This is a genomic window from Streptomyces sp. SID11385 (assembly GCF_010548245.1).
Taxonomy (GTDB): Bacteria; Actinomycetota; Actinomycetes; order Streptomycetales; family Streptomycetaceae; genus Streptomyces.
Genome location: NZ_JAAGLR010000182.1, coordinates 84,910 through 97,880, shown reverse-complemented (window position 1 = coordinate 97,880; position 12,971 = coordinate 84,910). Strand labels below are relative to the sequence as shown.

The following is a 12,971-nucleotide window of genomic DNA, read 5'->3' as shown; positions in this document are numbered from 1 at the left end:
GCCGTACCGCCCTGGCTAGAGGACCGCCTCGCCGCGCTGGAAGCCGCGCAACGCTCCGGTACGGCGCGCCGCTATGTGGGCTGAGAGCCCGGCGGCGCCGCCAGCGGCCATGCGGTGCGTGGCCGGTGCGGGCCGTCCGACGTCGACGCGGGGCGCGGCGTCGGACTCAGCGTTCCGTGGGCCCGCCGCGTGGGGGGCGGGCCTCGACCCGGCGCCTGACGCGTCCGCACGCGTGGGTGATGAGCCGGGAGACGTGCATCTGCGAGAGGCCGAGTTCGGCGGCGATGGCGCGCTGCGTGCGCGCGTGGAAGAACCGCAGGTAGAGGATGTACCGCTCGCGCTCGGGCAGCTCGGCGAGAGCCGGCCGTACCGACTCCCGGTCGACCACGGTCGCGTAGGCGGGGTCCTCCGCGCCCAGCCGGTCGCGCAGCGCGTGCTCGTCCTCGGACGGCGCGGTGCTGTCGAGGGAGACGGACCGGTAGCTGTCGAGGGCTTCGAGCCCCTGGCACACCTCCTCCTCGCTCAGCTTCGCGCGCTGGGCGAGTTCACCCACCGAGGGGCGGCGGGGCGCGGTGTGCGGGGCCAGTTCGTGGAGAGCCGCGCGTACGGCGCTGCGGAGTTCCTGCACCCGGCGCGGGACGTGCACGCCCCAGGTGTTGTCGCGGAAGTGCCGCTTCAGCTCGCCTTGGATGGTGGGCACCGCGTAGGTCTCGAAGGCTTCGGACACCTCGGGGTCGAAGCGGTCGACGGCCTTGAGCAGGCCGAGCGCGGCGACCTGGCACAGGTCCTCCAGCGTCTCGCCACGACCGCGGTAGCGACCGGCGATGCGGTGCGCCATGGGGAGCCATGCCTCGACGAGCACGGCACGCTGGCGCTCCTTGTCGGGGCCGGGAGGCAGACGTCTGAGGAGCGTGAAGCCGCACGCGCCGCCGGAGCCGCCGGAGTGCTCCGGCTTCTGCGGGGAGGTGGTCGTATCCACCACGTAGCTCCTGTCGACGCCGGCCTTGGGGAGGGCCTTGTCCGGGCGACGGCCCCGTCCGGTCACACGAGCGGTGGCGGAAACACGCGCCCACGTGACCAGCAGCGCCCTCGCGTGCCTGATTCCTGAGCACCGCTGTCCCGTCCATCCTCCCGGTTTCGCGGCATACCGCATCTTGTCGGTTTTTCCCCTGCTTTCCTTCTCGTGTCGTCTTGGCGGGACAGCGGGCGGGTCCGGCTCGTGCACCGGTCGCCGCCGACGTGCCATGGCGGTGATTCCCCCTCACTCTCCCGGCCCCATCCACGGCCGGTCACGCGTGAGCCACCGTTCACCGGGTACCCCGTGAGCGGCCCCGCGAGAGGCGGGCCCCCGTACGAGAGAAGGCCACCCCCATGCCCACGAATCCCGCCGCCGTACCGCCGGAATCCTCGGACGAGCCCCGCGTGCCCGGTGTGCCGTCCACGGTGACCCCGGAGGTCGCCGAGCCCGTCGAGCCCCACGAGCCCGCCCCGCCCAAGGGCGACCAGAGCGGCCCCGCGACGGGGAGTCCCACGGGAGCGCCCACGGGCGCCCCGCAGCAGGCGGTGGCGCAGCAGGGCGAGTGGCTGACGACCGCGCAGGGCGACCGGATGCACGACACGGACCACTCGCTCAAGGCGGGCCCGCGCGGGCCGGTGCTCCTCCAGGACCACCACCTGCGCGAGAAGGTCATGCACTTCGACCACGAGCGCATCCCGGAGCGCGTGGTGCACGCGCGCGGCGCCGCGGCGCACGGCGTCTTCACGGCGTACGGCACGGCGAGCGGCGTGACGAAGGCGGCCTTCCTCGCGAAGGACGCCGAAACTCCCGTCTTCGTGCGCTTCTCGACGGTGCTCGGTTCGCGCGGCTCGGCCGACACCGTGCGCGACACGCGGGGCTTCGCGACGAAGTTCTACACCGGGGAGGGCGTCTTCGACCTCGTCGGCAACAACATCCCGGTGTTCTTCATCCAGGACGCCATCAAGTTCCCCGACGTCATCCACGCGGGCAAGCCGCACCCGGACCGGGAGATCCCGCAGGCGCAGAGCGCCCACGACACCTTCTGGGACTTCGTGGGACTGCACACCGAGGCGACCCACCACACGCTGTGGAACATGTCCGACCGGGGCATCCCGCGTTCGTTCCGGATGATGGAGGGCTTCGGCGTCCACACCTTCCGGCTCCAGAACGCGGCCGGCGAGACGACGCTCGTGAAGTTCCACTGGAAGCCGAAGCTCGGTGTGCACTCCCTCGTGTGGGAGGAGGCCCAGCTCGCGGCCGGGGCCGACCCCGACTTCCACCGGCGCGATCTGGCGGACGCGATCGAGGCGGGCGCGTTCCCCGAGTGGGAGCTGGGCATCCAGACCTTCCCCGACACCCCCGAGCAGACCTTCGAGGGCATCGACCTGCTCGACCCGACGAAGATCGTGCCGGAGGAGCTGGCACCGGTCCAGCCGATCGGGCGGCTCGTCCTCAACCGCAACCCCTCGAACTACTTCGCCGAGACCGAGCAGGTGGCCTTCCACGTCGGTCACCTCGTCCCGGGCATCGACGTCACGGACGACCCGCTGCTCCAGGGACGGCTCTTCTCGTACCTGGACACCCAGCTCACGCGCCTCGGCGGCCCCAACTTCGCGCAGCTGCCGATCAACCGCACGCACGCGCCGGTCAACGACATGCTGCGGGACGGCATGCACCAGACGGCCGTGCACCAGGGCGTCGCCCCGTACCGCCCGAACTCGCTCGACGGCGGCTGTCCCTTCCAGGCGGGCGCGGCGCAGGGCGCGGACATCGAGGTCCCGGTCGCGCTGCCCGCCTCGCGCAAGGTCCGCGAGGCGGCGGAGTCCTTCGACGACCACTACAGCCAGGCGCGCCTCTTCTGGCGCAGCATGTCGCCGGTCGAGCAGGAGCACATCATCGGCGCCTACAGCTTCGAGCTGGGCAAGTGCTACGAGCAGGCCGTCAAGGAGCGCGTCCTGCTCACGCTCGCGCACATCGACGAGCGCCTGTGCTCCGAGGTCGCCACCGCGCTCGGGCTGCCCGCCCCGGCTCCCGAGACGGGTTCCGACGACGGCCTCGTGAGTCCCGCGCTCTCGCAGCTCGGCCAGGAGTGGCCCACCGAGGGCCGCAACATCGGCATCGTCGTCGCGCCGGGCGCCGACCCGGAGGGGGTGCGGGCGCTGCGCGACGCGGTGTTCGCGGCGGACATGGTGCCGCTGGTCGTCGCTCCGGCGGGCGGGACGCTCGACGGCGTCACCGTCCAGCGGACCTTCGCGACCGCGCGCTCCATCGAGTTCGACGCCCTGCTCGTCGCCGGTTCCCCGGCCCCGGCCGCCGACTCGCTGCCGGTACGGGACGCCAAGACGGGCGTCCAGGGCGCGGAGGTGGAGCCGCGGCTCGCGCTGCTGCTCGGTGAGGCGTACCGGCACGGCAAGGCGATCGGCGGCTGGGCGGGCGCCGAGGCCGCCCTCTCGGCGGCCCGCGTGCCGCAGGACGCGCCGGGCGTGGTGCTCGGCGGCTCCGGCACGCAGGTGTTCGAACAGCTCACGGGCCTGCTGCGCACGCACCGCGTCTGGGACCGCTTCCCGGCCGGTTCCTGACCCGCACCACGCGCGGGCCACGCACCGCCCGAGGGACACGCACCGCACAGGGGGCACGCAACGCATCGGCGGCGTGCCCCCTGTCCTTCGTGAGGGTCGCTCGTGCGCGAACGGGTGGCGCGTGCTCTTCCGGGGCCCGGCGGGGGCGAGGGAGCGACGGGCTCAGCCGGTGGTCCGCGCCACGTTGCCCGTCCCGCCGGGTCCGCCCGCCGCGACCGCTCCCCCGTGCGCCTTCTCAGCCGAAACGGGGGCCGGCGCAGAGACCGTCTCACCGGAGCGGAGGCCGCCACCGGCGCCTGCTCCGATGCCGAAGCCGTGACCGGCACCGAGCCCCACCGCGCAGCCTGCCGTGCCCACACCGGCCGGCGCCGCCGCGGCCTTGTGGGCCGGTGTGGGCACGGCAGGCCTGGCGCCGCCTGGCGCCCCTGTCGCCCCTGTCGCCCCTGTCGCCCACCTTGGCCTGATCGGCCGGCTTCGGCCGCGCCGCCCGCGCGAGGCGCATCAGTTTCCCGCGACAGCCTCCCGCACCGCATCCGCGATGTGCGCGCGCACCTCGCCGTCCGGGGCGACGACAACGGTGTTGTTCCCCTTGCTGCCACCCCCGTCCGTCACGCCACCCACCAAAATGAAACGTGTCCTCGGCCGTTCACCGGCCGCTTCCCGCGCCGCTGCCACCTCCGCCCCGCGCCAGGCGACGACAACCTCGCAGGAACGCTGAAAGAGCCCGTTGAGGAAGGGAGTCGCGTTCTCGACGGTCTGCGCCCCGGTCACCGGCGTGTACGCGACCCGCGCGTGCGTGTCACGGGAGGCATCGCGCATTCCGTCCCAGACCACGGCGGCCGTCGTACCGGCCGTGACCCCGGACGCGCTGGTCAGCAGACAAGCGTCCTGCTGGCTGTAGGCACGCGCCCGCGTCGGCGGCACCGGCGGCCGCCCCCCACCGTCCCTCCCCAGGAGAACGGCCACCGTGACGGTGACAGCGGCAACGAGCAGAAGGGCCGCCGTTCCAAGCGCGAGCGTTCGTCTCCACAGTCGACGCGGCGACTGCCGCTCCCGCAGCCTCGCCCACGCCCCCTTCCCCCCTCTCCCCGTCCTGGCCACCGCTACGGACTTTCCCGTCCTCTTCCCCATCACGTCCTCACGACCGTTGCTCGACATCGCCCGGTCGGCTCCTGTGCGTGATCACAGGAACGACTCGGCAGCTTGCGGAAACCCAGACAGACGACCGGCCTCGCGAACCTGTTCCGGCGTCATGGACCCGGCCAGGGCACGCGCGTCATGAACGCCATCTCCGTTGCCTCGTTCCAGCGGCGCAAGGAGCCAGCGGAGCGCTTGAACCCTGTCGACCTCGGTACCCGTTCCCTCCTGATAACAGCAGGCGGCAATGAACATCGCGGGCACGTGTGCCGCCTCAGCCGCCCTCACGTACCAACGCAAAGAATCACGTTCAAGACCTTTTTCGCACACTGACTGCCCAACATGGCCCAGGCTTCGGGAATCCCGAGGCTCCCCGCCGCTTCAAGCCATTTGAAAAACTTTCGATAATTTCTACCTGTACCGTTGCCCTGATAGAAATTCACCGCGAGATTGAAGGCCGCGTAGCCGTCACCCAGTTCTGCGGCAGCGAGATACATGTCGTTGGCCCGCTGGGGATCAGCCGGCACACCCAACCCCCTTGTCAGAAGGAAGCCCAGCCCCCTCATGCCCTCGGGCACGGAGCCGGCGGCAGCAGTTTCCAGCATCGATACCGCAAGAGGAAGTTGCTCACCTCGCGCGAGCAGCAACCCCGCCAGGAGAACCTTCGCGTCGAGGTTTCCCTGCTCAGCAAGAACCTCGAATCGAGTGCGAAGGCCCTCCGCTCTCTCCCACCCCTCTGCGGAGCCTTTGCGTTTGGCATGGAAATACCAGTGCCCGGCGGCCACGAAGTCCAGGCATGCCTCCGCCCGCTCCCCCTTCCGCAGAAGAAGCTGGACGGGCACCTTCTCAGGGAACACACGCCAGGACGACGTTACTTCGCCCATGAATGCCTCCTCGCCGGAACCCAACGCCCAGCACCTTTCATGGCAATCGGAAGAACTTTACCTCAAGGCGACTCAGGGCGTTAGCGCACATTCGCGCTTCTGCGCACACACCTGGCTTCCCGACTTCCTCTGCTTTGGTTCTCAAATTACCTACGTACCGTACCCGGGTGCAGCGATAAGAGCAGACTCGAAGTATCGCCCATCGTCATCGCCAGATATCTCGGGAAGTGTCCTTCTCCAAAGCCCGATGAATACGTCGGGGGCCATAACATTCAACCCATCGTCTTCGATTTCGAGCTGAAACATTTCGGCTAGCCGCGAGATAACGACGTCGGCAGGTTCCTCGAACAGGGACAGTCCACGGAAGGTGACCTGAACGTTTTCGTCGGGGCGGAACAGCTCTATGGCGCTCACCACTCCGCGGGGATCGAAATCAAGAGAAATCGACAGCTGGGATTCATAGTGAGCAAATCCCTTATTCCTAACCTCCCCCACTGCGGGGGGAACGAACCCCGGCAGCTCCATGAGGGCCTGCTCGGCGGCTTCGATCGACATGCCGATCTGCAGGCTGCCAAACCCCCGGGGAGGGTCGAGATCGATAACCATGAATCGCCTCCAGAACGGTACCTGCGGTGGTCTACCACAGAGTCAGTTGAACGTGAACTTGTTGAGAGACGCCGCGCAGTGCTTGGTACTGCGCGTTTCCATTCAGGCCGCCAATCATATCGCCGATGGCGTTGTTGTACTTTCCAGGGAAGCGCGTAAGGACGTCATTGATGTCATTCATCATGGCTGCATCGATGCGGCCGGAGTTTACGAGATCCGTCTGCATCATCCTCCAGGCTTTGGGCTCTGCGCGACTGCCCTGCCCCGTCGACCGCACCCAGCGCTGTCAGCGCGACCGCCGCCTTGCGGGCCTTCGCCCGCGCCTTTTCCGACAGGGACGTACGCGGCTTCTTCGCCACGTGGTTACGCACCTTCACGTCCACGAAGTCCCGGCCGGTAGGGTCACGATGACCGCCGTGACCTCGTGCGCCTCCATGGCCGTCAGGCCCGGTACCGCGTTGGCGACCGTGTCCCCGGCCTTGACCTGAAGGAGCTTTTAGGCACGCCCACATCGGCGTCACCGCCGGCGTCTACGCCACGTAAGGCTCCGCCTCCAACGCCAAGCTATCGACATCCTGAACGACGCCCTCAGCCCCACCGATGGAGAACCCAGCGACCCGTCTGTCACAACCGCTGTCCGCTAACGCTGCCGTCAGCGTTGCCGTCAAAACCGCTGTAGGGCCCCGCCAGACTATATTCCTGGCCGGGCCCTACAGTGGGTTTCCTGCGTCCCACGGGTAGCGATAAGCGGCAGCCCGGAAGGGGCCAATCGACTTACGGCTCACAATGCGAGCTGTAAGACGACAAGGGTTTTCTCAGACAACCGGATTCCTATTGGGATCCAATACGTTCACGCCTTCCGCGTCCAGCATGGATTCGAGCTCATCGAGAGCCTCATGCTTGATGAAATCAGCCTCGCTCTTGTGGATCGGAAGCAGCCACAAGAATCGCGCACTACCCGCTTCCCCAGGAGACCATTCAAGTTCAGGACCGTATGGATAGGGAAGACTCACCAAGAGGTAATCCATGCGCGAACCCGGCATCCAAGGGCGGCCAATATCGATGACCGATCCCACGTCCAACTGATGAGCCTCATACGAGTGGAAGTGACTCACCATTGCCAGCGTTTCCGAGTGGATGTCGGCAGCCACGGGAGACATCACAAAGAACTCAATTCCACCGACTGCAGATCCACACATAGAGGACCCAACTGTTACGTAAACCCATGCCTCACCAGCACGCTGGGGGTAGACCCGGTAGGTGGCGAAGTGCGGAACCCGCTCGAGGATCGGCCCGCGATCCCAGGAGGCGGATTCCACAATATGACCATCCCAGAATCTCCGAACATGCCGCTCAAGGGCCGACAAACGTTCGCTTTCTTCGGTCATAGTTCCAGATTCCTTTTTATCGCCTTGGAGACCTTCGCCATCTCGGCCCCCTGCGATCGCTGGCAGACCTGACATGCGGCCTCATTGATGCCGTCATTCCTTGCGTAGGCTCTTCGCTCTGCGTTAGTCATTGCCGACCCGCCGCCGCGATAGTAGTAGAGAACAAGCGGTGGGTCATGCTCGGGAACGGGGGCATGAGCGGTTCCTGCTGTCACCGTAGCGCCGCACTCCGGGCATGGCTGGCCCTCACCCGCTGTTCGCGCCGCCCGGCCGCCAGGGCCATTTGTCTGAGAGCCACCGTAGTGCGTAGCCCGATTGTACGGAACTGTCGCCGTGACCGGGTTTTCTAGGTCACTCGCAACCCCGCTGGAATCCACTTCGAACCGGGCGCCCCCGCAATTGTGAACGAGGACCGGGGTAGTCCCAGCCACGACGTAGTACGTGTGCAGTTCCCCGACCGTCAGGTCGTAGGTCGTGCTGTGCGCGTGGTAAAGGCGGAGTCCCGTGATCTCCGCCGTGCCCGTGGGGGTTTGGAGGAGGTCGCCCTTGTGGAGGTCCTTCGCCTCGACGAAGGCGGAGCGGGTGACGTCGTAGAAGGGAGGGGTGGTGAAAGGTGGTGTGCAGCGCGGCCGGAGCATAAGTGGGAGCCGGGACCGAAACCGGCGCCGAAGCGGAAGCCGGTCCGGAGGCCGCCGCCGGGCCCGCCGCTCCCGCCAGAGCGCCCAGCGCCGTCAGCGCCACCGCCGCCCTGCGGGCCTTCGCCCGTGCCTTCTCCGACAGGGACGTGCGCGGCTGGGTCACGATGACCGCCGTGACCTCGTGCGCCTCCATGGCCGTCAGGCCCGGTACCGCGTTGGCGATGGTGTCGCCGACCTTGACCTGATCGATCGGCTTGGTCGTGCCGTCCGCCGGGAGTACCCGGTGCGGGTCCGTACACCCCGGACGGGAACCCGACTCCGACACCGCACCACGCGTCTCCTGCGCCAGCGCCGCCTGGTCCGTCGCGTCCGCCGCCGCGGATTCGCCCGCGTCCGTGGCGCCCCGGCCGAAGAGGCCGCCGACGACCTTCTTCGCCTTTGGGGCCGCCTTGGCGAGCAGCGCGCCGCCCGCCTTGCCGAGCAGGCCCCCTGCCGCGCCGGCGAGCGCGCCTTCCGCCGCCGAGCCCGCGAAGGCGCCGACCGAGCACTCGTCCCCACCCGACTGGGCACAGGCGAAGCCCTGGGTCACGAGGGAGCCCGCGGCCCCCGCGACGGCGGCGCAGCCGATCGAACCGACCCCGCCGGTCACCGCCTCGCACCCCGCGAAGACCGCCGTCGAGACGACGAACGAGGTGATGGCGGCGGCGTGGTGCTTGACGAAGGTTGCCGTGCTCTTCGCGGCCTTGACGGTCGCGTGGTAGGCAGTGCGGGCCGCGTGCGAGACAGCGTGTGCCGCCTTCTTGACGGTGTGTGCGACCTTGTGCGCGGTCTTCTTCGCCTTGTGCCGGCGGTGGGAGCGCGACAGGACAAGAAGTCCCGAGGAAAGCAGGTGCGTTGAGCACTGCGAGCGGGGAACTCGGGGGTGTTCGTCCGGTCGGGCGAGCAAGGCGCCGGAGCGCGCCGCCCGACCGGCGGGTCCTCGCGAGCGGCGGGTGCCGACCCCTTGCGGGAGCGGAAGAAAGCGTTTTAGCGTCGTGCGTCAGCCCATGACAACGATGTCTCCGGACGTTTGTGGGAGCGATATGCCTGTAGAGCATTCCCCAGCAACCCGTGCGGCCCATGCGCCCCGCGCGGTCCCCGCACCCCACGCCTCCCGCCTCAGAGCGATGACACGGCGCATGAAGGACCGGTGGGCGGCGGCCACTCTCTGCATAGCGCTCGCGGCCACCGGAACCGTCGCCGGGACCGGGACGGTCGCGAGCGCCGCCACGCCCTCGGCGTCGGTGTCCGAGGCGGCACCGGGAGCGGGCGCCGATCTGACGAAGCTGGTCAACCCGTTCATCGGGACGGAGAACGAAGGGCTCGACTTCCCCGCCGCGGGCGCGCCGTTCGGCCTGGTGCAGGAGAGCCCGCTGATGAAGTCGGGCGGGGGCACGGGGTGCGACCGGGAGTCCGCCGACACGGTCACCGGCTTCAGCCAGACGACCATCAACGGGTGCCGGTTCAACTACCTGCCGATGATGCCCACCACCGGCGCGGTGAGTTCGACCGACCCGGCGCAGTACGCGTCGCCCTTCAGCCACGCCAACGAGACGACGGGGCCTGATTACTACCAGACGAAGCTCGACAAGTACGACGTGACCGCCGCGTTGACGGCGACCGCGCGCACGGGGTGGCAGAAGTACACGTTCCCGCGGACGAGTCAGGCGAACGTGCTGTTCAACGCCGGTGCGGGGGTGTCGGGTTCGGAGATCCACGTCGTCGGCGACAGGACGATCGAGGGGTGGGTCGAGGATTCCAAGAAGACCTACTTCGTCGCCCGGCTCAGCCGCCCGTTCTCGTCCTACGGCACCTGGAAGGGCACCGACCGGACCCCGGGTTCCCGCGAGTCGGCCGCCAAGGGGTCCAACGGGGCGTGGGTGACGTTCGACACGACGAAGAACGACGCTCCCGTGGTCGCGAAGGTGGGGCTCTCCTTCACCGGACTCGCCGGCGCCCACAAGAACCTCTCGGCGGAGACGGGGAAGTTCGGGTTCGACTTCGACGCCGTCCACAAGGCACTGAAGCGTCAGTGGAACACGATGCTGCACAAGGCCGCGATCGGTGGCGGCTCGCACGACCAGCAGGTCGCCTACTACACGGCGCTGTACCACTCCATGGTCGATCCCAACCTCATCGGTGACGTCGACGGCCGCTACGTCGGGGCCGACAAGAGGACCCACACCGCCGACGGCTACACCCCCTACAGCAATTTCTCGCTGTGGGACACCTTCCGGACGCAGAACCAGCTCCTCGAAATGCTCGTCCCCGAAGTCGCGCACGACATCGACATGTCGATACTGGCGGTCGCGCGGGAGGGCGGCGCGCTGCCGCGCTGGTACCTGGAGGACCAGGAAGGCAACATCATGACCGGCGACCCGGTCACCCCGTACTTGGTCGAGGGCTGGTCCAAGGGGCTGCTCACCGGGGCGGACGCGCGTGAGGCGTACAAGTACCTCCGCGCGAACGCGACCGAGGTGCCGTCCGCCGACGTCCGCCAGAACGGGCGCGCCGGCGTCGCGTACTACGCGGAGCGGGGTTACGTCCCCTACGGCCTGAACGTCAGGTCGAACGCCGAGTGCGACGGGAGCACGGCCGGCAACTGCTGCCCGACCAAGTCGAACGACAACGACTGCTACTACGGCGCGTCGGCCACGCTGGAGTACGCGGCTGCCGACGCCTCGCTGGCGCTGATGGCGAAGGGCCTCGGCCACGAGGCGGACGCCGCGATGTTCGCCAAGCGCGGCCAGTCGTACAAGAACATCTACGACAGGCAGACCGGTCAGTTCCGTCCGCGCACGGCGGACGACGGCACCTGGCTGACCCCGTACGACCCGGTCACGAGCGACCACGGCTTCCACGAGCAGAACGCGAGCCAGTACCAGTGGCTGGTGCCCCAGGACCCGGCGGGCCTGGTCGGCATGCTGGGCGGCAAGGCGGCGACGACCGACCGGCTCAACCAGTTCTTCGCCTACGACGACCTCCTCGCCGACCCGGCGGGGACCGCGCGCACCGCCTGGGTCAGCGACCCGTACGACTACTACGGCTCCACGAAGTACAACCCGAACAACGAGCCGAACCTCATCGCGCCCTACCTCTACGCGTGGACGGGGCAGCCCGGCCGCACCTCGACCGTGGTCAAGGCCCAGGAGACCCTGTTCACGAACAGCCCGGGCGGCGTCCCCGGCAACGACGACATGGGCGAGATGTCCTCCTGGTACGTGATGTCGTCGCTGGGGCTCTATCCCGTGGTGTCCGGCGGCAACTTCGACGTCATCACCACGCCGCAGTTCCCGAACGCCCGCGTCGAGATCGGCCATTACGGCAAGACGCAGGGCGGGACCCTGACGATCTCGGCGCCGGGCAGCAGCATGGCCAAGCGCTACATCGCCTCCGCGACGGTGAACGGCCGGGCCTGGGACAAGGCATGGGTGGAGCAGGCCGACATCGCCCACGGCGGACACGTCCGGTTCGATCTGAGCACCGAGCCCACCGCCTGGGCGACGGCCGCGAAGAACGTCCCGCCGTCGATCGACACGACAGCCGCTCCGCAGCACCGGCTCAGCGCCGCGGTCGCCCCCGGTCAGGTCGTCATGGAGCCCCCGGCGGACGGCCCGTCGCAGCAGCAGATCGACGTGACGCTGCTGGCCACGTCCCCGCACACCTCGCGGGTCGCGGTGACCACGAAGGCTCCGAAGGGATGGACGGCGGCGCCGGCCCACGCGACGGCGACGGCCGCGTCGGACGGGCTGCCCACCCAGCTGAACGACCGTCTGCGGATCACCGTCCCCGCCGGGACCGCGGCGGGCACCTACACGGTACGGGTCACCGCGAAGCTTCCCGGAGCCCCCGCGGTCGAGAAGGACGTCACCGTCGTGGTCCAGCGGGCCGCGACCTGCGCCATCCGGACGAGCACGTCGTGCGCGGTCGACCTGAAGGCGGCCTACAACAACGACGGGGTCGCCACGCTCGACGCACCGGGTCAGGGCGACTTCGACGGTACGGGGCTGAGCTGGGCCGCCGACCAACTGCCCGCGCCGGGGCCGGTCACCCTCGGCGGGGTGACGTACCAGGCGCCCCCGACCGGCGGCAGCAGCAAGAACTTCGTCAAGTCCACCGGACAGGCGATCGCCCTGCCCACCGGCACGTACCGCAGCCTGCACCTCGTGGGCGCGTCCGACAACGGCAGCACCGGCGCCGCGTCGGCCACCGCCGTCGTGACCTACACGGACGGCAGCACCGCGACGGTCCCGCTCGAACTCACCGGCTGGGCGAACAGGACACCGGACTTCGGCAACGCCGTGTCCCTGACCACCGCCTACCAGCTCAAGGCCGGAAGCGGGAAGACCGACACCAAGGCGTCGCTCTACGAGACGACCATCCCCCTCAAGGCCGGCAAGCAGGTCCGGTCCCTCTCCCTGGCCAGGCCCTCCGTGCCGGCCTGGGTCGCTCCCGGGTCCGGAGGGCTCGACTGGCAACGCGACAGCGACCTCGCGATCTACGCCATGACCCTGCGGCGCTGATCGCGGCCGCCGCCGCTACCAGGCGGGCGGCGGCTGTCGGCGAATGCCCCCGTGCCGGTGCACCGGCACGGGGGCGTCCCTTTTCCGGTCCTGGGCCAGGTCCTCCCGGTCGTGAGGCCCCGTCGGGTGAGGTCCGGCAGACCGTCCTCTTCGAGGCCC

At 69.1% G+C, this 12,971-nt stretch carries 10 protein-coding genes; 2 read left to right on the top strand and 8 right to left on the bottom strand.

Going from position 1 to position 12,971, the window contains the following annotated elements:
- Window positions 1-166: 166 nt before the first annotated feature.
- Window positions 167-979: a SigB/SigF/SigG family RNA polymerase sigma factor gene (locus G3I42_RS05950; protein ID WP_164283044.1), complete on the bottom strand. Its 813-nt coding sequence runs from the start codon at window positions 977-979 to the stop codon at window positions 167-169.
- Between the two features lie 392 nt (window positions 980-1,371).
- Here G3I42_RS05950 and G3I42_RS05945 point away from each other — a divergent pair, with 392 nt between their 5' ends.
- On the top strand, window positions 1,372-3,597 hold the full coding sequence (locus G3I42_RS05945; protein WP_164283042.1) for a catalase: 2,226 nt from the start codon (window positions 1,372-1,374) through the stop codon (window positions 3,595-3,597).
- A 501-nt stretch (window positions 3,598-4,098) separates the two neighbouring features.
- Here the strand turns inward: G3I42_RS05945 and G3I42_RS05940 are convergent.
- From G3I42_RS05940 to G3I42_RS38180, 7 genes are all read right to left on the bottom strand, one after another.
- Window positions 4,099-4,755, bottom strand: a complete 657-nt coding sequence (locus G3I42_RS05940; protein WP_164283040.1) for a hypothetical protein — start codon at window positions 4,753-4,755, stop codon at window positions 4,099-4,101.
- Between the two features lie 24 nt (window positions 4,756-4,779).
- Entirely contained in the window at window positions 4,780-4,998 is a 219-nt protein-coding gene (locus tag G3I42_RS05935) for an SEL1-like repeat protein (protein ID WP_164283039.1), read from the bottom strand.
- Between the two features lie 20 nt (window positions 4,999-5,018).
- Window positions 5,019-5,618, bottom strand: a complete 600-nt coding sequence (locus G3I42_RS05930) for a tetratricopeptide repeat protein (RefSeq protein WP_164283037.1) — start codon at window positions 5,616-5,618, stop codon at window positions 5,019-5,021.
- A 150-nt stretch (window positions 5,619-5,768) separates the two neighbouring features.
- Entirely contained in the window at window positions 5,769-6,224 is a 456-nt protein-coding gene (locus G3I42_RS05925; RefSeq protein ID WP_164283035.1) for a hypothetical protein, read from the bottom strand.
- 31 nt (window positions 6,225-6,255) lie between these two features.
- The gene (locus G3I42_RS05920) at window positions 6,256-6,453 is read right to left on the bottom strand and encodes a hypothetical protein (RefSeq protein WP_164283033.1); all 198 of its coding nucleotides are present in this window, start codon (window positions 6,451-6,453) and stop codon (window positions 6,256-6,258) included.
- Between the two features lie 586 nt (window positions 6,454-7,039).
- Entirely contained in the window at window positions 7,040-7,612 is a 573-nt protein-coding gene (locus G3I42_RS05910; protein ID WP_164283031.1) for a suppressor of fused domain protein, read from the bottom strand.
- Window positions 7,613-7,963: 351 nt separating this feature from the next.
- Entirely contained in the window at window positions 7,964-9,196 is a 1,233-nt protein-coding gene (locus G3I42_RS38180) for a hypothetical protein (RefSeq protein ID WP_275405225.1), read from the bottom strand.
- A 220-nt stretch (window positions 9,197-9,416) separates the two neighbouring features.
- Between G3I42_RS38180 and G3I42_RS05890 the strand changes: the two genes are divergently transcribed.
- Window positions 9,417-12,812 (top strand): GH92 family glycosyl hydrolase, encoded by a 3,396-nt coding sequence (locus G3I42_RS05890; RefSeq protein ID WP_164283023.1) that lies wholly within the window; start codon window positions 9,417-9,419, stop codon window positions 12,810-12,812.
- Window positions 12,813-12,971: the final 159 nt, after the last annotated feature.